Origin of the sequence: Nocardioides daeguensis, assembly GCF_019192965.1 — a bacterium.
GTDB lineage: Bacteria > Actinomycetota > Actinomycetes > Propionibacteriales > Nocardioidaceae > Nocardioides > Nocardioides daeguensis.
On the sequence record NZ_JAHTKU010000016.1, the window covers coordinates 52968 to 77201 of the forward strand.

General features: G+C 72.4%; 21 protein-coding genes. 14 read left to right on the plus strand and 7 right to left on the minus strand.

Annotation, left to right across the window (positions count from 1 at the left end; all coding sequences use genetic code 11):
* The first annotated feature begins 44 nt into the window (after positions 1-44).
* The gene (gene abmR / locus KU893_RS13425; RefSeq protein ID WP_218234882.1) at positions 45-611 is read left to right on the plus strand and encodes an ATP-binding transcription factor AbmR; all 567 of its coding nucleotides are present in this window, start codon (positions 45-47) and stop codon (positions 609-611) included.
* On the opposite strand, the gene KU893_RS13430 is transcribed toward abmR, so the two are convergent.
* Positions 608-1006, minus strand: coding sequence for a MarR family winged helix-turn-helix transcriptional regulator (locus KU893_RS13430; protein ID WP_218234883.1), 399 nt, complete (start codon positions 1004-1006; stop codon positions 608-610). The genes abmR and KU893_RS13430 overlap by 4 nt on opposite strands.
* A gap of 63 nt (positions 1007-1069) precedes the next feature.
* Between KU893_RS13430 and KU893_RS13435 the strand changes: the two genes are divergently transcribed.
* Positions 1070-2200, plus strand: coding sequence for a lipid II:glycine glycyltransferase FemX (locus KU893_RS13435; RefSeq protein WP_218234884.1), 1131 nt, complete (start codon positions 1070-1072; stop codon positions 2198-2200).
* Positions 2200-3297 carry an alanine racemase gene (locus KU893_RS13440; RefSeq protein ID WP_218234885.1) on the plus strand — a complete coding sequence of 366 codons (1098 nt, stop codon included), beginning with the start codon at positions 2200-2202 and terminating at the stop codon, positions 3295-3297. The genes KU893_RS13435 and KU893_RS13440 overlap by 1 nt, the downstream gene beginning before the upstream one ends.
* A gap of 44 nt (positions 3298-3341) precedes the next feature.
* Here the strand turns inward: KU893_RS13440 and KU893_RS13445 are convergent, their stop codons facing one another.
* The gene (locus KU893_RS13445) at positions 3342-4778 is read right to left on the minus strand and encodes a glycosyltransferase family 87 protein (protein WP_257441423.1); all 1437 of its coding nucleotides are present in this window, start codon (positions 4776-4778) and stop codon (positions 3342-3344) included.
* Between the two features lie 7 nt (positions 4779-4785).
* A complete protein-coding gene (locus KU893_RS13450) occupies positions 4786-7038 on the minus strand; it encodes a transglycosylase domain-containing protein (protein ID WP_257441424.1) in 2253 nt (750 codons plus the stop codon).
* Between the two features lie 246 nt (positions 7039-7284).
* Between KU893_RS13450 and KU893_RS13455 the strand changes: the two genes are divergently transcribed.
* Together KU893_RS13455 and KU893_RS13460 are read left to right on the plus strand one after the other, a co-directional pair.
* Complete coding sequence (locus tag KU893_RS13455) at positions 7285-7875, plus strand: PadR family transcriptional regulator (RefSeq protein WP_218234886.1); 591 nt, start codon at positions 7285-7287, stop codon at positions 7873-7875.
* Between the two features lie 73 nt (positions 7876-7948).
* The gene (locus KU893_RS13460; protein WP_218234887.1) at positions 7949-9034 is read left to right on the plus strand and encodes an inositol-3-phosphate synthase; all 1086 of its coding nucleotides are present in this window, start codon (positions 7949-7951) and stop codon (positions 9032-9034) included.
* A 174-nt stretch (positions 9035-9208) separates the two neighbouring features.
* Here the strand turns inward: KU893_RS13460 and KU893_RS13465 are convergent, their stop codons facing one another.
* Positions 9209-10207 (minus strand): endonuclease/exonuclease/phosphatase family protein, encoded by a 999-nt coding sequence (locus tag KU893_RS13465; protein WP_218234888.1) that lies wholly within the window; start codon positions 10205-10207, stop codon positions 9209-9211.
* A 30-nt stretch (positions 10208-10237) separates the two neighbouring features.
* The gene (locus KU893_RS13470; RefSeq protein WP_218234889.1) at positions 10238-10720 is read right to left on the minus strand and encodes an SRPBCC family protein; all 483 of its coding nucleotides are present in this window, start codon (positions 10718-10720) and stop codon (positions 10238-10240) included.
* Positions 10721-10861: 141 nt separating this feature from the next.
* On the opposite strand from KU893_RS13470, the gene KU893_RS13475 reads away from it, so the two are divergent.
* Complete coding sequence (locus KU893_RS13475) at positions 10862-11620, plus strand: SDR family oxidoreductase (RefSeq protein WP_218234890.1); 759 nt, start codon at positions 10862-10864, stop codon at positions 11618-11620.
* Between the two features lie 7 nt (positions 11621-11627).
* Here KU893_RS13475 and KU893_RS13480 read toward each other — a convergent pair whose 3' ends face one another.
* A complete protein-coding gene (locus tag KU893_RS13480) occupies positions 11628-13067 on the minus strand; it encodes a CCA tRNA nucleotidyltransferase (protein ID WP_246592623.1) in 1440 nt (479 codons plus the stop codon).
* 90 nt (positions 13068-13157) lie between these two features.
* Between KU893_RS13480 and KU893_RS13485 the strand changes: the two genes are divergently transcribed.
* The 7 genes from KU893_RS13485 (at position 13158) to trxA (ending at position 22164) form a co-directional block, all read left to right on the plus strand.
* The gene (locus tag KU893_RS13485; protein ID WP_218234924.1) at positions 13158-15431 is read left to right on the plus strand and encodes a DUF6049 family protein; all 2274 of its coding nucleotides are present in this window, start codon (positions 13158-13160) and stop codon (positions 15429-15431) included.
* Positions 15428-17125, plus strand: coding sequence for a murein biosynthesis integral membrane protein MurJ (gene murJ, locus KU893_RS13490; RefSeq protein ID WP_257441425.1), 1698 nt, complete (start codon positions 15428-15430; stop codon positions 17123-17125). The genes KU893_RS13485 and murJ overlap by 4 nt, the downstream gene beginning before the upstream one ends.
* Before the next feature lie 63 nt (positions 17126-17188).
* A complete protein-coding gene (locus KU893_RS13495) occupies positions 17189-19099 on the plus strand; it encodes a protein kinase family protein (RefSeq protein WP_218234891.1) in 1911 nt (636 codons plus the stop codon).
* Positions 19089-19820: an RNA polymerase sigma factor SigM gene (gene sigM / locus KU893_RS13500; protein WP_218234892.1), complete on the plus strand. Its 732-nt coding sequence runs from the start codon at positions 19089-19091 to the stop codon at positions 19818-19820. Before KU893_RS13495 ends, sigM begins: the two co-directional genes overlap by 11 nt.
* Before the next feature lie 42 nt (positions 19821-19862).
* Positions 19863-20660, plus strand: coding sequence for a hypothetical protein (locus KU893_RS13505; protein ID WP_218234893.1), 798 nt, complete (start codon positions 19863-19865; stop codon positions 20658-20660).
* Positions 20661-20799: 139 nt separating this feature from the next.
* Entirely contained in the window at positions 20800-21783 is a 984-nt protein-coding gene (gene trxB / locus KU893_RS13510) for a thioredoxin-disulfide reductase (RefSeq protein WP_218234894.1), read from the plus strand.
* Positions 21784-21834: 51 nt separating this feature from the next.
* Positions 21835-22164, plus strand: coding sequence for a thioredoxin (gene trxA / locus KU893_RS13515; protein ID WP_273519786.1), 330 nt, complete (start codon positions 21835-21837; stop codon positions 22162-22164).
* Positions 22165-22284: 120 nt separating this feature from the next.
* On the opposite strand, the gene KU893_RS13520 is transcribed toward trxA, so the two are convergent.
* Positions 22285-22938 (minus strand): GNAT family N-acetyltransferase, encoded by a 654-nt coding sequence (locus tag KU893_RS13520; protein ID WP_218234895.1) that lies wholly within the window; start codon positions 22936-22938, stop codon positions 22285-22287.
* A gap of 65 nt (positions 22939-23003) precedes the next feature.
* Between KU893_RS13520 and KU893_RS13525 the strand changes: the two genes are divergently transcribed.
* Complete coding sequence (locus KU893_RS13525; protein ID WP_218234896.1) at positions 23004-24218, plus strand: pyridoxal phosphate-dependent aminotransferase; 1215 nt, start codon at positions 23004-23006, stop codon at positions 24216-24218.
* Positions 24219-24234: the final 16 nt, after the last annotated feature.

Consider the following 24234-nt stretch of genomic DNA (forward strand, 5'->3'; position numbering starts at 1 on the left):
TCGGAGCCCTTGCCCTGCCCGCAGATCGGCGTAATGTCGATTACATGATTACAACCGAGCAGCGCGATCAGATCCGCGGCTGGTTCACCGGACGGCTGCCGGCGGACCTGTTCGCGTCCCTGGCGGAGGTCACCGTCGACCGCGAGGAGATCACCGTCATCGGCCGCATCGCGGCCCCGACGCTCGCCGAGGACGCCTCGGCGACCGAGCGCGCCGCCGCCGTCCAGGGACGGATCCAGGAGTTCCGCGAGCGCACCCGCGACGTACGGATCGCCATCGCCCGCGAGGCGGAGCGGCAGTTCGACCAGAAGGTCGCCTGGGGTGTCGAGTGCGACGGCACCCGGACCCTGTTCACCCACCTGGCGGTGCCGGTGATGACCCGGCTGCGCCAGCCGGAGCGGGTCGTCCTCGACACCCTGATCGCCGGCGGCGTCGCCCGTAGCCGCAGCGAGGCGCTGGCCTGGTGCGTGCGGCTGGTCCAGCAGCACGCCGACGACTGGCTGAGCGAGCTGCGCGACTCGCTCGAGCACGTCCAGCGGGTGCGCGCGCAGGGTCCCGACGCCCGGACCGGTCCCCAGGACGTGCCCGAGGGGGACGAGGCGGTGTCCTAGGAGTCCGGCCGGGACGCGAGCCAGCCCAGGTTGGTCGCGACCCGCTCGAGCGAGCCCAGCAGCGCGTCGTACTCGTCCGCCGACAGGCCCTCGGCCGCCCGCTCGGCGACCGCCTGCACCGGACCGGTCTGGAGCTCGCCGACCAGCTCGCTGCCAGACTCCGTGAGCCGGTACTCGCCGCTGCGCAGCTCGACGAGCCCGCCCGAGACGAGGCGCTCGAGCGCCGGCAGCATCTCCTCCGCGACCTCCTCGGCCACCGCGCCGTGCTCGAGCCGGCCCAGGGCGTGCCACTCCCGACGGGTCAGACCCCGCGCGGCGACGGCGTCCTCGACCTGCTCCTCGAGCAGGCGGTCCAAGGTGATCAGCCAGTAGCCGAGGGGACGGGGAGCGGTCATGGCGACGCGGTACCCCGGTCGCCGGGGCTCAGCCCCGCGCCACCGGCCCGATAGGTTGGCCCCATGCCCAGCGTGCGCCCGATCAGTCCGACCGAGCACCGCGACCACCTCGCCACGCTGCCGTCCGCCAGCTTCCTGCAGACGCCCGGCTGGGCGCGGGTGAAGAGCGAGTGGCGCAGCGAGTCGCTCGGCTGGTTCGACGACGCGGGAAAGCAGGTCGGCGTCGCGCTGGTGCTGTACCGCAAGCTCCCCAAGCTCAACCGCTACCTCGCCTACCTGCCCGAGGGACCGGTCATCGACTGGGAGAGCGACGACCTCGACGCCTGGCTCGACCCGATGGTGCGCCACCTCAAGGAGCAGGGCGCGTTCGCCGTCCGGATCGGTCCTCCGGTGGTCACCCGACGCTGGACCACGGCACAGGTCAAGGACGGCATCGCCGACCCGTCGGTGCGCCTCCTCGGCGAGATCCCGCCCGCCGAACGCACGCCCGTGGGGGCTCGCGTGGTCGCCCAGCTCCACGAGCTCGGCTGGCGCCACCAGGGGGTCGAGGGCGGCTTCGCCGCCGGGCAGCCGCAGTTCGTGTTCCAGATCCCGCTCCGCTCCGCCGACGGCACCCAGCGCAGCGAGGACGACGTCCTCAAGGGCATGAACCAGCTGTGGCGCCGCAACATCAAGAAGGCCGTCAAGGAGGGCGTCGAGGTCACCCGCGGCACGCGGGAGGACCTGTCGGCGTTCCACGGGCTCTACGTCCACACCGCCCAGCGCGACCACTTCACGCCGCGCCCGCTGCGCTACTTCGAGACCATGTACGACGCCCTGTGCGCCGACGACCCCGAGCGGTTCACCCTCTGGCTGGCCCGCCACGACGGCGACCTGGTGGCCGCCACCATCGCGATCCGGGTCGGCGAGCACGCCTGGTACTCCTACGGCGCCTCGTCCACCGAGAAGCGCGAGGTGCGCGGCTCCAACGCGATCCAGTGGGCGATGATCCGCGACGCGATCGCCGCCGGCGCCGCCGTCTACGACCTGCGCGGCATCACCGAGACCCTGGACGCCGACGACGCCCACGTCGGGCTGATCCAGTTCAAGGTCGGCACCGGCGGCGAGGCGGTCGAGTACGCCGGCGAGTGGGACCTGCCGGTCAACCGCGTGCTCTACAAGGCGTTCCAGGTCTACCTGCAGCGGAGGGGCTGATGGTCTCGACAGGCTCGACCGGCGGGCTGACCCTCACCGTCGACGGCCCGCGCTGGCGGGCCCACCTCGAGGCGGTCGCCGACGCCCAGCCGGGGATCGTCCCGGTCGCGAAGGGCAACGGCTACGGCTTCACGCTGGGCCGGCTGGCCCGCAAGACGCAGTGGCTGGCCGACCGCGGCCACGACGTACGCACCCTCGCCGTCGGCACCTACGACGAGCTGCCGGAGGTCGCCCAGCGTTGGCACGGCGACCTGCTCGTGCTCACCCCGTGGCGCCCGTGGGTGCCGCTGCCCGATGCCGCGACCCGCCGGCGCCTGGTCCACACGGTCAGCCGGCTGAGCGACCTGCGCGACCTGCTGCACGCCGACCCGGCTGCGCGGATCGTGCTCGAGCGGATGACCTCGATGCGCCGCCACGGCATGGCCGCCCGCGAGCTGTGGGAGGCCGGCGACCTGCTCCGCAAGCACCCGGGTGCCCGGGTGGAGGGCCTGGCCCTCCACCTGCCGCTCGGGCAGGGCACCCACCTCGGCGAGGTCACCCGCCTGGTCAACGACTTCGTCGGTGCCGAGGTCCCCGTCCACGGGAGGCCCGAGGTCTGGGTCAGCCACCTCAGCGGTGCCGAGCTGGCCACCCTGCGCAGCCAGTACGGCGACTTCACGGTCCGTCCCCGCATCGGCACCGGTCTGTGGCTCGGTGACCGCGGCGCCCTGCGGGTCACCGCGACCGTCCTCGACGTCCACCCGGTCGAGCGTGGCGACGCGTTCGGCTACCGCGGCCGCACCGCCCCGAAGTCGGGCCACGTGCTCGTCGTCAGCGGCGGCACCGCCCACGGCATCGGCCTGGAGGCACCGACCGGCGAGCAGTCGATCAAGGCGCGGGCCGCGACGCTGGCCCGCGGCGGACTCGACGCGGTCGGCTTCGTGCGCTCGCCGTACGCCATCGACGGCAAGCAGCGGCTCTTCGCCGAGCCCCCGCACATGCAGGCATCGATGCTGTTCGTCCCGCACGGCGCCCGGGTGCCCGAGGTCGGCGAGGACGTCGACGTGCGGGTCCGCTACACCGCCACCGCGTTCGACCGGGTCGTCGTCTCCGGCTGATCCTGTGACCGCACCCCATGCGTATTGGTCGCGGATGGGGGCGATCAGCCGCCGATTCGCATGGGGTGCGGTTCCACGACCCGCCCCGGCTCGACCCGCTCGAGCACGACCGGGTCGTGGCTGGGGCGGTAGAGGTCGCGCACGATGACGGCGGCGAGGTAGAGCTCGCCGAGGACCCGGACCACGATGCCGACCCAGTAGAACCCGGCGTCGCCGCCGCCGGCCGGGGCGAGGTAGCCGCCGAGGTACCACCAGACGGTGCAGAAGTAGAAGACCTCGCTGGCCTGCCAGATGATCTGGTCGCGCCAACGGGGCCGGGCCAGGACAGCGAGGGGGAGCAGCCACAGGACGTACTGCGGCGAGTAGACCTTGTTGACCAGCAGGAAGCCGACCACGACCAGGTAGCCCAGCTGCGCGAGCCGCGGGACCGTCGGCACCGCACCGGAACGCCCGGCGGTCATGCCGATCACGAACACCCCGACGCACCACGCGCCGAATAGCGCCCACGACCAGATGTTGATCGTGTGCGCCGCGATGCCGAGGTCGCCGGCCTGGTCGACGAGCAGCCACAGCGAGCCGAGGTCGGCCGGCCGCTGCGCGTTGAACGACCAGAACACCTTCCACTGCTCCGCGCCGCTGAGGTACGCCGGCGCGTTGGCCACCGCCCAGGCGGCGACCGAGGCCAGCGCCGCCACCACGAACCGGCCGAGGCGGCGCTGGCGCAGGCAGATCACGAGCAGCCCGCCGAGCAGGAACAGCGGGTAGAGCTTGGTCGCCGTCCCCAGGCCGATCAGCACGCCGGTGAGCAGCGGCCGGTCCCGCGACCAGGCCCACAGCGCCCCCGCGACGAGGACGACGGCGAGCAGGTCCCAGTTGATCAGGCCGGTCAGCAGCAGGGCGGGGGACAGGGCGAACGCCGCGGCGTCCCAGGGCCGCGACCGGTTCACCCCCGCCAGCAGCCAGGTCGACAGCAGCGCGAGCGCGGCGAAGCCCACGGCGTTGACGAGCAGGAAGATGTTCTCCTCGTCCTGGACCGCCGGGTCGCCGTACAGGTCGGAGACCGGGGCCTTGGAGCGCGCCGCGACGTCCGGTGACCCGTTGAGCCCGTGGGTGATCCACGCGGTGCCCCACGCCCAGTAGGCGATACCGACGGGGTACTCCATCACCTCGTAGCGGGCCCGGGTCTGCGCGTCGTCGGAGTAGGGCCAGGCGTGCTCGGCCAGACCCCGCGGCACGTAGAGCGGCTTGAGGTCGGTGTAGCACATGTGGGAGTAGACCCAGTTCTGGTCGCGTCCCTGGGCCAGCGAGCACGGCGCCTTCTGGACCAGGCCGGCGGCGAACACCACCGCCGTCAGCAGCAGCAGCACCCGCGCCGGCGTCCACCACCGGTGCGGCCGCGCCCGCTCGCCCATCGGACCACCGACGACCTCGCTCAGCGCCGTGACGACCGCGTCGTCACGCGTCGGGTGGACGTGGGTCACCGTTCCCTCAGCGGGTGGCCGGACGGCGGCGGCCCTGGCGCACGCGCGGCTTCTGGCCGGGCGGAGTGAACGGCGTGCCCGGTGCGGTCGGCGTCGTCGGCGTCGTCGGCACGGTGTCCGTCGGCAGCGGCGGCAGCTCGGTGGTCGGCGGGGGAGGCGGCGGCAGCTCCGTCGGGGGAGCCTCCGGCGTCTTCGTCTCCTTGGGCTTCTTCGGCTTCTTCGGCGGCGGGGGCGGCGGCGGGACGTACTCGTGGCCGTCGCTCGGCGCCTCACCCTTCACGTAGGCGGCCGGCGGCAGCTCCTCGACGTCGGTGCCGTCGAGGGCGCGGGTCATCACCGCGGTCCAGGTCTCGGCCGGGTAGGCGCCACCGAAGTACGACGGCAGCCAGTCCTTGAGCTGCTCGTTGCCCTTGCCGCGCACGTACATCACCGCGGTCGCCAGCTGGGGCGTGTAGCCCACGAACCACGCCGAGGAGACCTCGCCGTTCCCGTTGGTGGCGGTGCCGGTCTTGCCGCCGGCGGGCCGGTCCAGGCCCAGGGCCGCCGTACCGGAGCCGGACCGCACGACCTGCTGCAGGGCGTAGCCGACGTCGTCGGCGATGCCCTCGCTGAGCGCCTCGTGCGTGGCGTTCTCGTGGGTGAAGCGCACGACGCCGTCGCGGTCCACGACCTTCTCGATGATGTAGGCGTCGGCGGCGACCCCGCGGTTGGCGATGGTCGCGTAGCCGTTGGCCATGTTGATCGGGCTGACCGTCTGCGAGCCGAGCGCGACACCGGTGTTGGGCTGCAAGCCGGGGCTCGAGGTCGGGATGCCGTACGCCGGCGAGGCCGGCTCGGCCGGCGGGATCCCCATCGCGTTGGCGGTGGCGATGATCTGGTTCGGCCCGTCGGGCATCGCCAGGGTCATGTCGATGTAGGCGGTGTTGATCGAGTCCTCGGTGGCCTTGATCAGGTTGACCCGGCCGTAGCTGTGGTCGCCCTGGTTCTCGATCGGGCGGCCACCGCCGGGCAGCTCGTAGGGGGAGTTGCCGTCGAAGGTGTCCTTGAGCTCGAAGCCCGACTCGATCCCCGACGCGAGCGCGAACGGCTTGAACGTCGACCCGGCCTGGCCGCCGGACACCGCCCAGTTGATCTGCGAGAGCAGGTAGTCCTGGCCGGCGTAGAAGCCGCGCACCGCGCCGGTTCCGGGCTGCACCGACGCGACCGCGACGTGCAGCTGCTTGGGGCCGAACCCCTCCGGACGCGCCTCGGCGACACCGTCGGCGGCCGCGGCCATCGCCTTCTTGGTGAAGGTCGTGGTGACCTGGAGGCCGCCGCCGTTGATCTCCTGCTCGCTGAAGCCCATGCGCAGCAGCTCCTGGCGGACCATGGTGAGCGCGTGGCCGCGCTGGCCGCCGTACTGCTCGCTCTGCTTGACCTTCGGGAACTTCGGCAGCGCCTCGCGGACCTGGGAGACCTCGCCCGCGGGGGCGGTGCCCATCTTGACCATGGAGTCGAGCACGTACTGGTAGCGACCGAGCAGGCGCTGGACCACGTCGTCACCGTCGGCGGGGTCGAGCCCGTTGGGGTTGTTGAGGATCGCGGCCAGGGCCGCGGACTCGGCCAGGTCGAGGTCGGCGGCGTCCTTGGCGAAGTAGGCCTGGGCGGCGGCCTGGATGCCGTACGCGCCGCGGCCGAAGTAGATGGTGTTCAGGTAGCCCTCGAGCACGTCCTGCTTGCTCAGCTGGTTCTTCACCTTCAGCGAGAGGATCGCTTCCTTGAGCTTGCGCTTCCAGGTGCGCTCCTGGGTGAGGTACAGGATCTTCACGTACTGCTGGGTGATCGTCGAGGCACCCTGGGTCGCGTTGCCCTGGGCGTTGCTGAACGCCGCCCGCAGGATGCCCTTCGGGTCCAGGCCGTTGTCGGTCCAGAACGTCTGGTTCTCCGCCGCGACCACCGCGTCCTTCACGTACTGCGGCATCTCGTCGTAGTCGATCGAGTCACGCTTCTGCACCGCGAACTGGCCGAGCTGGCCCTTGCCGTCGGCGTAGAGGACCTTCGTGGTCTCGGTCAGGAACTCGGCGTTGGGGTCGGGGATATCGATCGACCGGTAGGCGACGAAGAAGCCGGCCGCACCGAGCAGGGCCATCACCACAGAGGCGATCAGGCCCCAGACGGTGATCCGCTTGAGCCACTGCTTCCACGTGAGCGGCGCACGGTCCTTCGAGCGCGCCTTCGACCTCTTGGTCGGCGCGCCGGTCTTCCGTTTTCCCTGAACCACGCAGGACAGGGTACGGCGCGGGCCTCGGCCGACCCGATTCCCGGATCGCTGTCGCCGGACCAGGGGCGGCCGGGGCGGGGTCGGTCCAGGGGGTGGGGACAGTTTCACCGGCCGGCCGGTGAAACTCACGCTGGGACGAGGAAGCTTCCTCGTCCAGGCGCGAGTTTCGTCGTCCAACCCCCCGTGCCGACACTCCCGATCCATCGGAAGTTCACGTCCCGCGGATATATCGCTACGATAGGTCGCATGGCACGGCGCGGGGACACCATCGAGCTCGCAGTCCTCGGACTGCTGCACGAGGGACCCATGCACGGCTACGAGTTGCGCAAGCGGCTCAACCTGATGCTGGGCTGGGGCCGGCTGCTGTCGTACGGCTCGCTCTATCCCGCGCTGAAGAAGATGCTCCGCGGCAACCTCATCGAGGAGACCGTGCCGTCGGGTCCGCAGACCCGCCGGCAGCGGATCGTCTACCAGGTGACCGACCTGGGCACCCAGGAGTTCTCGCGCCTGATGTCGGAGGTGGGTCCGACCGCTTGGGAGGACGACAACTTCGACATCAGGTTCCGGTTCTTCTCCTCCACCGACATGGAGATCCGGCTGCGCGTCCTCGAAGGACGCCGCTCCCGGCTCCAGGAGCGGCTCGACCGCGTCCAGCGCGAGCTGATGATGACGCAGGCCGAGGCCGACCGGTACGCCGCCGAGCTGCAGCGTCACGGGGTGGAGTCGGTCGAGCGTGAGGTCCGGTGGCTCTCGGAGCTCATCAACGCCGAGCGCAGCGGCCAGCAGGCACCACCCGGACCGGAGACGCCGACGCCAGCACCGTCGACGCCGTCCTGACCGGCACCGCACAACGGAACAGGTCAGCACCTGTCATTCACGAGATGTCATGAGTACCAAGGAAGGAAACCCCATGGGTTCGGTTCGAGTAGCGATCGCCGGCGTGGGCAACTGCGCCACGTCCCTCATCCAGGGCGTGCAGTACTACCGGGGCGCCGATGCCGCGAGCACCGTCCCGGGGCTCATGCACGTCCAGTTCGGCGACTACCACGTGAGCGACGTTGAGTTCGTCGCCGCGTTCGACGTCGACGACAAGAAGGTCGGCAAGGACCTGTCCGAGGCCATCAACGCCTCGGAGAACAACACCATCAAGATCGCCGACGTCCCGACGCTGGGCGTCGAGGTCCAGCGCGGCCCGACGCTCGACGGTCTCGGCAAGTACTACCGGATGACCATCGAGGAGTCCGGCGCCGAGCCGGTCGACGTCGTCCAGGTGCTCAAGGACGCCAAGGTCGACGTCCTCGTCTCCTACCTGCCGGTGGGCTCCGAGGAGGCCGACAAGTTCTACGCCCAGTGCGCGATCGACGCGGGTGTCGCCTTCGTCAACGCCCTGCCCGTCTTCATCGCCTCCGACCCGGTCTGGGCCAAGAAGTTCGAGGACGCCGGCGTCCCGATCGTCGGTGACGACATCAAGTCGCAGGTCGGCGCCACCATCACCCACCGCGTGATGGCGAAGCTGTTCGAGGACCGCGGCGTCGTGCTGGACCGCACCTACCAGCTCAACGTCGGCGGCAACATGGACTTCAAGAACATGCTCGAGCGCGAGCGCCTGGAGTCGAAGAAGATCTCCAAGACCCAGGCCGTCACGTCGAACCTCAACGGCCCGCTGGCCGGCGTGGGTGCCGACGACCGCAACGTCCACATCGGCCCGTCCGACTACGTCGCGTGGCTCGACGACCGCAAGTGGGCCTACGTCCGCCTCGAGGGTCGCGCCTTCGGTGACGTCCCGCTCAACCTCGAGTACAAGCTCGAGGTCTGGGACTCCCCGAACTCGGCCGGCATCATCATCGACGCCGTCCGCGCCGCCAAGATCGCCAAGGACCGCGGCATCGGCGGCCCGATCATCCCCGCCTCGGCGTACCTCATGAAGAGCCCGCCGGTGCAGATCGAGGACACCGAGGGCCGCGCCCAGCTCGAGGCCTTCATCAAGGGCGTGTGACCGAGCGAGGAACGAGCTCGGTCACCACGACGCCCGCAGGTTGAGCAAGCCCCGCGACTGAGGAACGAAGTCGCGACGGGCGCGTCGAAACCAGGTGAGGGACCTCGAGTCCACACCACCCGCATCGCCCCGTTTCGGACACCGAACCGGGGCGATGTGCATTTCACCTCCAGGTCACCCGCAGGCCGGCGGCGGCTGGAGCTGCATCCGGGTCCACACGGCCCGGTGGTCGGAGACGGCCGAGAACAGCACCTCGGCCTGGACCGGGGTGAACCAGCCGTCGTGGAGGATGAAGTCGATCCGGCTGCCGGGTCGCTCGGCGGGGACGGTGGCGCCCTTGCCGGAGCCGACCGCCCACGAGTCGCCGAGGCCGGAGCGCTTGAGGATCGCGATCGGGCGCGAGTCGGGGCCGGTGTTGAGGTCGCCGCCGAAGAGCTTGGGCAGCGGGTCGGCGGCCATCAGTCCGACCACCTTCTTCGCCTGGACCCGGCGCGCCTCGCGGCTGCGGTGGTCGAAGTGGCTGGCATAGACGCTGACCGGTACGCCGCCCACGTCGAGCTGGGCGTGCAGCAGCCCGCGCAGCTCCTTGCCGCCCGCCATCGGCAGGTGGGTGTTGGTGGCGGCCGCGATCGGGAACCGGGTCAGGATCGCGTTGCCGCGGGGTCCGGCGCCGGTGTTGCGCGAGTTGCCGCCGTAAACGTGGTGGAGGCCGGTCTTGGCCCCCAGCACCGCCGCCTGGTCGAGGTCGCCGCTGACCGGTCGGGCCTTGTCGACCTCCTGGAGCAGGACCACGTCGGGCTGCCAGGCGCGGATCTCCCGGGCGATCCGGTTCAGCTCGATCCGGCCGGTGTGGCTGGTGCCGAAGTGGATGTTGAACGTGAGGACCGTGAGCTGGACCGGCGCGCGGGCCGGGCAGGTCGGCGCCGGGAGCGTCGGGACGGGCGGCAGCGGCTCGGTCCGGGTGGGCGTGGAGCCCGAGGACGGCGGCGGGGGGACGGTGCTGCCCGGCGCGCTGGGACGACCGCCCGGGGCGTCGCCGCCGTCCGGCAACAGCAGCACGACGGCCACGCCGACCAGGACGAGCAGCACGACCGCGAGGGTCGCGATCGTCGTCGCCCGGCTCGTGGCGGGGACCGCCGCGGGCCGCGGGCGCGGGGGACGGTCCTGGCTCACGCGCCTATGAGACCAGAGGAGCGGTCAGGATCAGGCCTCGGCCTCGGCCTTGATCCGCTCGAGGGTCTGCCGCATGCCGCGGCGCAGCTCGTCGGTGAACGGCTCCTGGCCGCCCAGGACGACCTTGGTGAGCAGCATCGAGACGCCGGAGATGCCGTCGGGGGTCTCGCGGCGCTCGGTCAGCCGGGTGCCGCCGTCGGCCGTCGCCTCGAGCTCGAAGGACCAGATGGTCCGGTTCTCGCGGATCCGGAAGGCGAAGTCGCCCGGCGTCGCACCGGCCGGGGGCTGGAAGCGGACGACCTTGCCGGCGGTCGGCCAACGCTTGATGCCCTGCTTGTTGAGGTTGGTGAAGGTGGCGCCCTTCTTGACCACGCCGCCCTTCACCGTCGACTTCACGACCTGCGGGCTCCACTTCGCCATCGCCGGGATGTCGGTGACCAGGCTCCACACCTTGTCGACGGGAGCGGAGATCTCGATCGAGTCCTCGATGAGCTTCTCGTAGGTGTCAGCCATGGCGATTGCCTTCCGTGGGAACAGGGCGGTTGCGGGCAACCTACCCGCAGGTAGCAGACCGGCGGTATGTGACCCCCCGCACAGCCTGCGACGTCCGATTGCCGCCAGACCGGCGCCCTCCCGCCGCGCGAGGCTGGAGGCATGACGACAACGACGATGAACCCGAGGGTCGCCCTCGTCACCGGCGGCAACCGCGGCCTCGGCCTCGCGACGGCGCGCAGCCTCGGACGGAAGGGCGTGAGCGTCGTGATCGGCGCGCGGGACGCGGAGCGTTCGCACCAGGCCGTCCTCGGCCTGCGGTCGGCGGGGGTGTGGGCCAGCGCCGTCCCGCTCGACGTGGACGACGAGGAGAGCATCCGCGCAGCCGGCGAGCGGATCCGGCGCGAGCACGGCCGGCTCGACATCATGGTCAACAACGCCGGCATCCTGCCCGAGGCGACCGCCACGCACGCCACCGACCCGCTCGACCCCGAGCTCTTCGCACGCACCTTCCGCACCAACGTGCTCGGGGCGGTCGGGGTGACCCAGGCAGTGCTCCCCCTGCTGACCCGCTCGGAGCGGGGACGCATCGTGAACGTCTCCAGCCGGATGGGCTCGCTCAGCGACCAGCTCGACCCCGCCTCGCCGTACCACTCCCTGGTGGTGCCGGCCTACCAGGCGTCGAAGGCCGCGCTCAACGGGCTGACGGTCGCGCTCGCGAAGAAGCTCGCGGACACCCCGATCAAGGTGAACTCGGTGTGCCCGGGCTGGGTGCAGACCGACCTCGGCGGCCCGGAGAACCGGGCGGCGGCCCCGACCCCCGCCGACGAGGCCGCGGACGTGGTCGTGCGCGCGGCCCTCCTCGACGACGACGGGCCCTCGGGCAGCTTCTTCGACGCCGCCGGCCCGGTGCCCTGGTAGCGGCGGCTCAGCCGCGCGCGGCCCACCACTCCCGCAGCGCGGCGTCCGCGTCCGCCTCGGCCATCGGGCCGTTGTCGAGGCGCAGCTCGAGCAGGAACCGGTAGGCCTCGCCGACCTCGCGGCCGGGCCCGATGCCCAGGATCGTCATGATCTGGTTGCCGTCGAGGTCGGGCCGGATCGAGGCCAGCTCCTCCTGCGCGGAGAGCCGGTCGATACGCAGCTCCAGGTCGTCATAGGTACGACGGAGCCGGTCGGCCTTCCTCTTGTTGCGGGTCGTGCAGTCGGCGCGGGTGAGCACGTGCAGTCGCTCGAGCTGCTCGCCGGCGTCGCGGACGTAGCGGCGCACCGCGGAGTCGGTCCACTCGCCGGAGCCGTAGCCGTGGAAGCGCAGGTGCAGCTCGACCAGGTCGCCGACCGCATCGATCTGGTCGTTGCTGAACTTGAGCGCCTTCATCCGCTTGCGGGTCAGCTTGGCGCCGACTACGTCGTGGTGGTGGAAGGTGACCGCGCCGTCGTCCTGGAAGCGGCGGGTGCGTGGCTTGCCGACGTCGTGCATGAGCGCGGCGAAGCGGGACACGAAGTCCGGGCCCGGGATGTCGGCGCGCTCCAGCAGCCGCGGCTCCAGGTCGATCGCCTGCTCGAGCACGGTGAGCGTGTGCTCGTAGACGTCCTTGTGCCGGTGGTGCTCGTCGCGCTCCAGCTTGAGCGCGGGCAGCTCCGGCAGCACCCGGTCGGCGAGCCCGGTCTCGACCAGCAGCTCCAGCCCGAGCCGCGGGTGCGGCGCGCAGACCAGCTTCACCAGCTCGTCGCGCACCCGCTCGGCGGAGATGATCTGGATCCGATCGGCCATGTCCGTCATCGCCTGCACGACCGACGGGTCGACCGAGAAGCCGAGCTGGGCGGCGAACCGGGCGGCCCGCATCATCCGCAGCGGGTCGTCGGAGAACGACTGCTCCGGGGTACCGGGGGTGCGGATCACCCGGTGGGCGAGGTCCAGCACGCCGCCGTACGGGTCCTCGATCTCGCGACCCGGCAGCCGTACTGCCATCGCGTTGACGGTGAAGTCGCGGCGGCCCAGGTCACCGGCCAGCGTGTCGCCGTACTGCACCTCGGGCTTGCGGGAGTCGGGGTCGTAGGACTCGGAGCGGTACGTCGTCACCTCGACCACCCACTCGCCCTTGCGGCAGCCGATGGTGCCGAAGTCGCGGCCCATGTCCCACCACGCGTCGCCCCAGGCCTTGAGGATCCGGTCGGTCTGCTCGGGGCGCGCGGAGGTGGTGAAGTCGAGGTCGTTGGACCGCCGGCCGAGCATCGCGTCACGCACCGGACCGCCGACCAGGGCGAGCTCGTGGCCCGCCGCGGCGAACAGCGCGCCGAGCTCGTCGATCACCGGGCCGATCCGGTCCAGCTCGGCGGCGACCGCGGCCTGGACGTCGACCAGCCTCAGCGGGGCGCCGGAGCGTGTCGGGTCAGGCGTGTCAGTCACGGGCGGAGAGTCTAGGAGAGAGCACAGCCGAGGCCCTACTACCCTCGGTCCGTGGTCCGCCGTCCTCCCCGCCTGCTCGCGGGCTTGGCGACCGCTCTCGTCCTCGCGGCCGGACTCCCGGTCGGACTGCCGGCGGCGCCCGGTCATGCCTCGCCCCCGACGCCGGCCGACGCCGCACCGAAGAACGCGGAGTACGACCCGCCGCTCGAGGTCAGCATCGACGCGCTCACGCCGGGCGTGCTGCCGCGCTCCGGGCCGCTCGTCATCAGCGGCACCGTGACCAACGTCGACCTCGACACCTGGCAGCGGGTCAACCTCTACCCGATGTTCGGGTCGACCGCGCCGCCGATGACGGCCGAGAAGCAGCTGGCCTCTGCGATCGCCACCGACCCCGAGGCCGAGGTCGGCCAGCGCTACACCGAGGACCTCGAGGTCCGCGCGGAGGTCGCGTCCCTCGGGCCCGGCGAGTCCGCCGAGTACACGATCCGGATCCCGCAGCGGGTGCTGCGGCTGCAGTTCCCCAACCCGACCACCGGCGTCTACTGGTTCGGGGTGCACGCGCTCGGCGAGAACGCCGACGGGCGCGACACGCTGGCCGACGGCCGGGCCCGCACCTTCCTGCCGTACGTCGCCCCCGGTGCCGGCCAGGCCGTCGACACCGCCATCGTCGTCCCCCTGCGCGGCCGGGTCGCGCACTCCGCCGACGGCGAGCTCGGCCGCACCAGCTGGTGGGACGCCGCGCTCTCTCCGGAGGGCAGCCTCGGCGGGCCGCTCGCGTTCGGTGCCGCCGGCGGCACCACGCCGATGACCTGGCTGGTCGACCCGGCGGTGCCCGACGCCGTCAGCCAGCTCGCCAGCGGCAACCCGGTGCGGGAGATCGCGCCCGCCGCGCCGGCCGGCGAGCCCTCCGGGAGCGAGAGCCCCTCGCCCAGCGAATCGCAGAGCGGGGACGACGACGCCGGCGAGGGCGGGGACGACGCGGCCGACGTCGGCAACGCGACCCTCGAGCCCGACAGCCCGCTGGTGCGCTCCGCACAGTCCTGGATGCGCAACGCCGGCACCCTGCTGCCCGACGACACGGTCGCCGTCCTGCCGTACGGCGACCCGGACCTCGCCGCCGCCGCTCGCGCGCTGCCGAGCCTCTACGGCACCGCCCGCAAGCACCCGACGGCGACCCTGGACGCCTGGGGCGTCGAGGGCACCCCGGTCGTCGCCTCGCGCAACGGCTATCTCGACGCCGCCGCCATCGGGAAGGTCGACGACGACGCGACCGTGCTGCTCGGCGACCAGGTGTTCGGCGCCGACGCCTTCCCGGACGGCCCGCCCGCCGGCCCCCTGGTCGGGGACCGGCCGGTCGTGCCCACGAGCACCGCGACCGCCCGCGGCGGTCCGGGTCCCGACCCGGCGCTGGCGCCGGTGGCGCTGCGCCAGCGGCTGCTCAGCGAGGCGACCGTCCGGATCCTCGCCGCCGGTGACGAGCGCCCCGCGCCGCTCGCCGTGGTGCTGCCCTCCAGCATCGACGCGGCCGGCGCCGACGAGTTCTGGACCGGCCTCGACCCCGCGCTGGTCCGGCCGGTCGACCTGCCGACACTGACCCGCACCGACGAGCTGGCCGCCGATCCGGGCGACCCGGGGCGCCAGGTCGACCCCGACGACCTCACCTACCCCGAGGGCCAGGTCGCGGCCCAGCTCGACGCCAGCGTCCTCGACGAGGCGGGCGCGCTGATCCGGTCCGGCCGGTCGCTGCAGAGCATCCTCGGCGAGGAGTACACGATCGGCACCACGCTGGTCGGCGAGGCGCTCGCCGGGACGTCGTACGCCATGCGCGACGACGCCGACGCCGCCCCGCGCCTGGCCCGGTCCCGCTCCTGGGTGAGCGACCAGCTCGACAAGGTCAGCATCGACGCGCCGCAGGGCGTCACCCTGTCGAGCAGCTCCGGCAGCTTCAACGTCGCGATCCGCAACACCCTCGACCATGCGGTCACCGTGCGGATCGAGGCCGCCACCGACTCCGACGCCACGATCAAGGCCGCCAACCCGATCGTGCTGGCTGCCAACAGCCGCTCGTCGGTCCCGATCAGCGCCGACATGCACGGCACCGGCGTCCACAACGTCCGGCTCCGGCTGACCGACGCCGACGGTACGCCGATCGGCGCCGAGGACCAGCTGCCGATCCGCTCCGGCCAGGTGGGCGTCGTGATCTGGGCGATCATCGGCACCGGGGCCGGGATCCTGTTCGTCGCCATCGGCATCCGCCTGGTCCGCCGGTTCCGCGCCTCGCGCGGCGACGGCATGCCCGACGACGCCGACGAGGTCACCGCGTGAGCGAGACCGACAGCGACGCCGGGTCCGGCGGGGAGCAGAAGAAGATCCTCGCCAACACCGCGGTGATGGCGGCCGGCACGATCGTGTCCCGGTTCAGCGGCTTCATCCGCTCGACCCTGCTCGCAGCCGCCCTCGGCATCTCGCTGCACGCCGACATCTTCACCGTGGCCAACACGGTGCCGAACATGCTCTACATCCTGCTCGCGGGCGGGGTGTTCAACGCGGTGCTGGTGCCGCAGCTGGTCCGCTCGATGAAGAACGACCCCGACGGCGGCGCGGCGTACGTCGACCGGGTGATGACCCTCGCCGCCTGCTTCCTGGGCCTGGTGACGGTGCTGCTCGTCGTGGCCGCGCCGCTGGTGATGCAGGTGCTGGTGCCGAGCTACAACGCACCGGAGCTGGCCGAGCAGCGCCAGTCGGCGATCGACTTCGCGCGCTACTGCCTGCCGCAGGTCTTCTTCTACGGCATGTTCGTGCTGGTCGGGCAGGTGCTCAACGCCCGCGGTCGGTTCGGCCCGATGATGTGGGCGCCGATCGCCAACAACGTCATCTCGATCGCCGTGCTGGTGGCCTACCTGGTCGCCTTCGGTCCGGCCACGACGGCCGAGCAGCGGGGTGCGTTCACCTCCGGCCAGGAGGCCCTGCTCGGCATCGGCTCGACCGTCGGCATCGCCGTCCAGCTGCTGATCCTGCTGCCCTACCTGCGGGCGGCCGGGGTGCGCGTCCGGCCCCGCTTCGACTGGCGCGGCGTTGGGCTCGGCCACACCCTGCACCTGGCGATCTGGACGGTGCTGTTCGTCGTCGTCAACCAGATCGCGTACGTCGTCGTGGTGCGTCTCGCGTCGGGCGGCACCGCCGCCGCCGAGGACGGCACCGGCATCACCATCTACTCGAACGTGATGCTGGTGACGATGGTCCCGCACTCGATCATCACCGTCTCCCTGGCGACCGCGATCCTGCCGCGCCTGTCCGCGGCCGCCGCCGGCGACGACATGGGCCGGCTCGCCACCACCCTCGGCTCGACGCTGCGCACTGCCCTGTCGGTCGTCGTCCCGTTCGCGGCGCTGCTGCCCTCGATCGCGCTCCCGCTGGCCCAGGTCGTGTGGGGTCACGGCGCGACGGCGCCGTACGTCCACCGCTTCGAGTCGTCGATGGTGCTCTTCGGCTTCGCAGTCGTCGCGTTCACCGTCCACTACCTGGTGCTGCGCGGGTTCTACGCCCTCGAGCTCAACAAGATCGTCTTCTTCGTCCAGTGCGCGATCGCGGCCACCAACATCAGCCTGGCGCTCCTGTTCGTCAGCCGGGTCGACCCGTGGGACACCTCGCCGATGCTGGTGCTGGCGTACGGCGGCGCGTACACCGTCGGCGCGAGCCTCTCCTCCGTCGTGCTGCTGCGCACGCTGCGGCGCGGCGGCCTGCCGAAGGGCGCCGTGTGGCGCCGGCGCGGTTTCCTGCTGCGCCTGCTGGCGGCCGGCGTGGCCGTGTTCGTGGTCGCCCGGTTCCTCGACATCGTGGTCACCGACACCGTCGTCGAGCTGGTCGGCACGCACCCGAACTGGCTGTGGGCCGCGCTCGAGGTGGCGCTGGTCAGCGCCGGCGCGGGCGCCGTCCTGCTGGGCGTCTCCCGGCCGCTGGGCCTCGACGAGGTGACGTCCGTCGCCGACACCGTCGGCCGGCGGCTGCGCAGGCGATAGTTCAGGCAGCGCCCGGTCTAAGGTGACCGGAGGGACTCGAGGATGGATCGGTAGGGGGACGAGGTGGCGACGTCGACGCGGTCGGGCGATGTCCTGGCCGGCCGCTACCGGTTGATCGACCTGCTCAGCGAGAGCGGGGGCGGGCGCTTCTGGCGTGCCCACGACCGGGTGCTCGAACGGTTCGTGGCGCTGCACGTCATCGACCAGGACGACGCGCGGGCGCGCGACCTGGTGGAGGCCGCGCGTACCTCGGCCCGGGTCCTCGACCCCCGGATCCTGCGCGTGCTCGACGCCGAGGAGGAGGACGGCCGCTGCTTCGTGGTCAACGAGTGGGGGACCGGCATCTCCCTCGACATCCTGGTCACCCACGACGGGCCGCTGAGCCCGCGCAACGCCGCCTGGCTGGTGGCCGACATCGCCGACGCCCTGGCCCGCGCGCACGCGGCCGGGGTGACGCACGGCCGGCTCAACCCGGAGAACGTCCTCATCGACCGGTACGGCGCGGTGCGCATCATCGGGATGTGCGTCGACGCCGCCCTGCACGGGCTCTCGCCCGGCGACGTCCAGGGCGACCTCGAGGACCTCGGCGGGCTGCTGCACTGCGCGCTGACCGCGACCTGGCCGGGCCCGTCGGGCTCGATCGTCCCGGCCGCGCCGCGCGAGAACGACACCACCCTCAGCCCGCGCCAGGTGGTCGCCGGCGTCCCGCAGCCGCTCGACGTGCTCTGGCGCGAGCTCGACCAGCGCAGCGCCGCGCCCCGGTGGCGGCGACGCGGCGCCGACCATCCGGACGTCTCCTCCGCGGCCAGCATCGCCGCCGAGCTGCTGGCCTTCGTCGGGGACCCGACCGGGATGCCGGAGAAGTTGGCCCGCGCGATCCCGCCGATCAACGAGCTGCGCCCGGTCTGGCTGCCCGCCATGGCCGACCCGCTGCCCCACGACGCCTCCCGCGACGACATCCCGGTCGTCCCGGCGGCGCCCGAGCCCGAGCCCGAGCCGGCGTCGGAGCCGGAGCCCGAGCGGGAGCCCGCGCCCGAGGACACCGGTCCGCCGATCCCGCTGGTCAGCGAGCTCCCCACCGAGGCCGGCATGCCCGTCTTCGGTGACGAGGACGTGACCTGGCTGCGGACCCGGAGCACCCCGCCGCCCCCGCCGCCCCCGTTCGAGGAGCTGCCCGAGCGACCGCTGTTCGCGCCCGACCCGCCCGACGGCGTACGACGCCGGCTGCCGCCCGTGCCGGCCGAACCCGCCCCCGGCGGCCCGCCGCCGGGCGCCACGCCGACCGGGTTCTGGCCGTGGGACACCGACACCGGCCCCGGCGACCCGAGCGCGACCGGCGAGGTGGAGACGGTGCCCGGCCGCAGCTGGCTGCGCCTGGCGATGGCCGTCGGCCTCGCGGTGCTGCTGCTGGTGGCCGTGGCGATCGCGTTCAACCTCGGCCGCGGCCGGACCGTGCTCGGCGGCGACCCGGAGCGGACGCCGAGCACCGCGGAGACGACGAGCGGACGGGCCGGCGCGATCAAGGGGGTCGTGGCGAGCGCCATCGACCCGCTCGGCACCGACGGCGAGGAGAACCAGGCACTGTCGGGCAACGTGGTCGACGGCGACCCGAGGACCAGCTGGCGCACCGAGACCTACTACGACCAGCTCGGCCCCACCGGCATCAAGACCGGCGTCGGCCTGGTCCTCGACCTCGGCCGCGCCCGCACCGTGGCCGGCGTCGAGGTCCGCATGGTCGACGAGGGCGTGATGGGCCCCAACCGGGTGGGCCTGTACCCCGTGGCGGGCACCACCGCCCCCGCGCAGGCACCCACGGGCACCCCGGTCGCCACCGACACCGGCGGCGGCAGGCTGACGCTGACGCCCGGGGAACCGGTGGCGGCTCGCTACCTCGTGCTGTGGTGGACGGCCCTGCCCGAGGTCGGTAGCGACTTCCGGGCCGAGGTCTCCGAGGTGGTGGTCCGTGGTGGGTGAGTCCGCCGAGCCGAGCGACCAGCAGCTGCTCGACGCGCACGTCGCCGGCGACCCCACGGCGTTCGGCACCCTGGTCGCCCGCCACCGCGACCGGCTGTGGGCGGTCGCGCTGCGGACCTGCGGCCACCGCGAGACCGCGGCCGACGGTCTCCAGGACGGCCTCGTCTCCGCGTTCCGCCGCGCCGCGACCTTCCGCGGTGACGCCGCGGTGACCACCTGGCTGCACCGGGTCGTCGTCAACGCCTGCCTCGACCGCCTGCGCGCGGAGAAGGTACGCCGGGCCGAGCCACTGCCCGACGACCTCGACGACCTCGCCGGCGGTCACGCGCACCACGCGAGCGCCGGCGCCCCGACCGACCCGGCCGAGCCGACCGACCCGGCCGAGCACGGCCTGGTCGTCGAGCGCCGCCAGCAGGTGCTCGCCGCGCTGCGGACCCTGCCCGAGGAGCAACGGGCGGCGATCGTGCTCGTCGACATGGAGGGCTATCCGGTCGCCGAGGTCGCGCAGATCCTCGACTGCGCCGAGGGCACGGTGAAGAGCCGTTGCTCCCGGGGCCGGGCCCGGCTCGCGGTGCTCCTCGCCGACGTGCTCGACGACCTGGCCGACGGGGCCGACGGGGCCGCGGACCGCGCGCCCCACGTCACCGGGAACCCGAGCGCGGCACCGGACGTCGGATCGGTGACGCCCCGCGGACCACCCGCCGGGACCGCCGTCGACTGATCACCCGCCCCGTCCCGCCCGGGACCCCACGCCAGGACCCCCATGAACGACGCCACCGAGCCCCTGACTCCCGCCCGGGAGGAAGCGATCCGCCGCGCCCTCGCGGACGCGGGCGGCCCGGTGCCCATGCCCGGCGACGTCGCCGCCCGGATCGACGACGTGATCGCGGACCTGGCCGCCGAGCGGACCTCGGGCACCCGCCCGCTCGGCGGGGTGCACGCGTCGCATCCCGAGGCGGTCGTCGTCCCCCTCGACGCGGCGGCACGCCGGCGGCGGCGACGGGTCCGGATGCTCCTCGGCGCCGCTGCGGCCGTGGCCGTGGTGAGCGTCGGCGTCGGCATGGTGTCGGACCACCAGAGCCAGGACGACATGACCGCCGCCCACGACGCGGCCCACGACGAGTCGGCCCGCGACAGCGCCGGCGTCGCCGGCACGGCCGGTGCCCTGGACGAGGCCGCGAAGACGGCCCCCGAGGCCGCTGCGCCGACCAGGGACGACGCCGCGGGCGCACCCTCCGTCGAGGCGCAGCGGGTTCCCACCGACCAACCGGTGCGCGAGGTGCGCGCCGCCCACCTGCGCGAGGACCTGGTCGCCCTCCAGCGCGCCGACCTGCCCCACCCCCGCGAGGTCGACTACTCCGGCGCGACGCTCACCTCCCCGGCCGGCTTCATGTGCGACCCCGCCGACTTCGGTCCCGGCTACCTCGTCGGCGTCCAGTACGACGGCAAGCCGGCCGTGGTCGCGTTCCGGCTCCCGGTCGGGTCGACCCAGGTCGCGGAGGTGCTCGCGTGCGGCACGGGCGACGTGATCCACTCCACCACGCTCGCCGCGACCGACTGAGCGCCGCCCACCCTCCGCGCCCGTCCACGGACCGGCGCCCCGCCCGCGGAATCTCTCGGCCTACGATCACGTTGTCGAAGTGTCCGCCGTACCCGATCCGCCGGTCAGATCCCGCTGACCAGATCCCGTTGGGAGTCTCATGTCCGAGTCCGTCACGTCCGAACCCCGCAACGTCATCGTCATCGGGTCCGGGCCGTCCGGCTACACCGCCGCGATCTACGCCGCGCGGGCGCAGCTGAGCCCGCTCGTCTTCGAGGGCTCGGTCACCGCCGGCGGCGCGCTCATGAACACCACCGAGGTGGAGAACTTCCCCGGCTTCCGCGACGGCATCCAGGGCCCGGCGCTGATGGACGAGATGCGCGCCCAGGCCGAGCGGTTCGGCGCCGAGCTGGTCGCCGACGACGTGGTTGAGGTCGACCTCACCGGCGACATCAAGATCGTCAAGACCGCCACCGACACCTACACCGCCCGCGCGGTGATCCTGTCCACCGGCTCGGGCTATCGCAAGCTCGACCTCCCCAACGAGGACCGGCTCTCCGGCCGCGGCGTCTCCTACTGCGCGACCTGCGACGGGTTCTTCTTCCGCGAGCAGCACATCGCGGTGGTCGGCGGCGGCGACTCGGCCGTCGAGGAGGCCACCTTCCTCACCCGGTTCGGCTCCAAGGTGTCCCTGATCGTGCGTCGCGACGAGCTGCGCGCCTCGAAGATCATGCAGGAGCGGGCGTTCGCCGACCCCAAGCTCGAGATCGTGTGGAACTCCGTCGTGGAGTCCATCAACGGCGAGGACTCCCTGGAGTCGCTCACCCTCAAGGACACCGTCACCGGCGAGACCAGCGAGCTGCCGGCGACCGGCCTGTTCATCGCGATCGGGCACGAGCCGCGCTCCGAGCTGCTGGTCGGCCAGGTCGACCTCGACGACAACGGCTACGTGCTCGTTCAGCCCGGCTCGACGGCCACCAACATCCGGGGCGTGTTCGCGGCCGGTGACCTGGTCGACCACACCTACCGGCAGGCCATCACGGCCGCCGGCACCGGCTGCTCGGCGGCGCTCGACGCCGAGCGCTACCTCGCCGAGCTCGACCACGCCGCCGCGACCGCCGGGAATGCCCCGGCCAACGCGTAGGTTCAAGTCCACAGACGTTACGTTCAACCAAGTTCCCGAAGGGGGCCCCCAGTGGCCGACAACATCTCCGCCGTGACCGACGCCGAGTTCGACGCGCAGGTTCTCAAGTCCGACAAGCCCGTCCTCGTGGACTTCTGGGCCGAGTGGTGCGGTCCGTGCCGCCAGGTCGCCCCGATCCTCGATGAGATCGCCGGCGCCCACGGCGACAAGATCACCTTCTTCAAGATGAACGTGGACGAGAACCCGGTCACCCCCGCGTCGTACCGGGTCACCGGCATCCCGACCATCAACGTCTACCAGGGCGGCGAGGTCGTCAAGACCATCGTCGGCGCCCGGCCGAAGGCCGCGATCCTCAACGAGCTCGCCGACTTCATCAACTGACGTTCCCCCGAGCAAGCCCCCGGCCCACGGCCGGGGGCTTGCTCATTTCCCGCTCACTTCCCGCTCATGTCCCGCCGGTCCCCGGACGTCGCGACCTGTTCGCCGCTGCGGCGGGGCCGCTCAGCGGCGGCTGACCGGGGTCGCGGCCTGCTTGGGCCGGCGTACGGCGCCCACGAGCCGCTCCCACGCCGCCTCGACCTCGCTGCGCCAGGTCACCAGCGAGCGCATCTCCATCCGCATCCGCGGGGTGCGCGGGTGCGCGCGCTGGGTCTTGAAGCCGACCCGCGCGAGGAACTCCGCGGGGACGACGCACTCCGGGATCCGGCCCGGCCCGAGGCGGCCGGTGCGGGCGAACGCCTCCACGGCGCGGATGCCCTCGCGCCCGACCAGGTCGCGGGCCATGCCCTGCACCAGCAGCCGCCCGATGCCGCCGCGCGTGTGCTCCGGGCGCACCCAGACGGTCGTCAGCAGCACGGCGTCCGCGGAGACGGGCGCGGTGGGGAAGGCCGCCGCCCCGGGCACGTAGGACGCGGGCGCGTAGACGACGTACCCGACCGGCCGCCCGTCGACGAGCGCGACCCGGCCGCAGGACCCCCACTCACGCAGCACCTCCGAGACCCAGGCCTCCTTCTCGGCCGCGCGCTCCTCGGCGTCGAGGCGCTGGCGGTGCACCGGCTCCCGCTCCCAGAACAGACAGGTCCGGCACGGCGCGTCCGCGTCATCGAACAGGTCGCCGAGCAGGTCGAGCGTGAGGGGGACCGTGGTCCGGGCCACGGCTTCGATGGTACGTCGGTGAGCGCGGGGGAAACCGGTGGCGCTGACCTGAGAGAATGTGGTTCGTGCGCAAGATCCGCCAGAGCCAGAAGCTCCGCAACGTCCGCTACGACGTCCGGGGACCGATCCTCGTCGAGGCCCAGCGCCTCGAGGCCGAGGGTCACAAGATCCTCAAGCTCAACATCGGCAACCCGGCACCGTTCGGCTTCGAGGCACCCGAGGCGATCGTGGCCGACATGGTGCACAACCTGCCCGATGCCCAGGGCTACTCCGACTCCCGCGGCATCTACTCCGCCCGTACCGCGGTCGCGCAGTACTACCAGTGGCGCGGCCTGAGGGACACCGCCGTCGAGGACGTCTTCATCGGCAACGGCGTCTCCGAGATGATCTCGATGGTGCTCCAGGCCTTCCTCGACGACGGCAACGAGATCCTCGTCCCGGCGCCGGACTACCCGCTGTGGACCGGCGCGGTGTCGCTGTCCGGCGGTACGCCGGTCCACTACCGGTGCGACGAGGAGAACGGCTGGATGCCGGACCTCGAGGACATCGAGTCGAAGATCACCGAGAACACCCACGGCCTGGTCATCATCAACCCCAACAACCCCACCGGTGCGGTCTACAGCAAGGAGATGGTCACCCAACTGGTCGACATCGCCCGGCGCCACCACCTGGTCGTGTTCGCCGACGAGATCTACGAGAAGATCCTCTTCGACGACGCCGTGCACCACCACGCGGCGACGGCCGCCGGCAACGACGTCCTCTGCCTGACCTTCAGCGGCCTGTCCAAGGCCTACCGGGTGTGCGGCTACCGCGCCGGCTGGGTGATGATCTCGGGCCCCAAGGAGATCGCCGAGGACTTCATCGAGGGCCTCACCACGCTCGCCAACATGCGCATGTGCGCCAACGTCCCGGCCCAGCACGCGATCCAGACCGCGCTCGGCGGCTACCAGTCCATCAACGAGCTGATCGTCCCCGGCGGCCGGTTCTACGAGCAGGCGATGCTCGCCGACAAGCTGCTCAACGAGATCCCCGGCGTCACCTCCGTCCGCCCGCGCGGTGCGCTGTACTGCTTCCCGCGCCTGGACCCGGAGATGTACCCGATCGAGGACGACGAGGCGTTCGTGATCGAGCTGCTGCGGGCCAAGAAGATCCTGGTCACCCACGGCACCGGCTTCAACTGGTTCGAGCCCGACCACTTCCGCCTCGTCGCGCTGCCCGACGTCGAGATGCTCGAGGAGGCGATCGGCCGGATCGCGGAATTCCTCGCGGCCCGGCGCTGATCCGCCCCACGCGCCT

Bases quoted from the DNA above. Each gene is read 5' to 3' on its own strand.
- trxB (WP_218234894.1), top strand. From the start codon at position 20,800: ATGTCCGAGTCCGTCACGTCCGAACCCCGCAACGTCATCGTCATCGGG.
- KU893_RS13505 (WP_218234893.1), top strand. From the start codon at position 19,863: ATGAACGACGCCACCGAGCCCCTGACTCCCGCCCGGGAGGAAGCGATC.
- KU893_RS13460 (WP_218234887.1), top strand. From the start codon at position 7,949: ATGGGTTCGGTTCGAGTAGCGATCGCCGGCGTGGGCAACTGCGCCACG.
- KU893_RS13430 (WP_218234883.1), bottom strand. From the start codon at position 1,006: ATGACCGCTCCCCGTCCCCTCGGCTACTGGCTGATCACCTTGGACCGC.
- abmR (WP_218234882.1), top strand. From the start codon at position 45: ATGATTACAACCGAGCAGCGCGATCAGATCCGCGGCTGGTTCACCGGA.
- KU893_RS13475 (WP_218234890.1), top strand. From the start codon at position 10,862: ATGACGACAACGACGATGAACCCGAGGGTCGCCCTCGTCACCGGCGGC.
- KU893_RS13470 (WP_218234889.1), bottom strand. From the start codon at position 10,720: ATGGCTGACACCTACGAGAAGCTCATCGAGGACTCGATCGAGATCTCC.
- KU893_RS13435 (WP_218234884.1), top strand. From the start codon at position 1,070: ATGCCCAGCGTGCGCCCGATCAGTCCGACCGAGCACCGCGACCACCTC.
- KU893_RS13440 (WP_218234885.1), top strand. From the start codon at position 2,200: ATGGTCTCGACAGGCTCGACCGGCGGGCTGACCCTCACCGTCGACGGC.
- KU893_RS13455 (WP_218234886.1), top strand. From the start codon at position 7,285: ATGGCACGGCGCGGGGACACCATCGAGCTCGCAGTCCTCGGACTGCTG.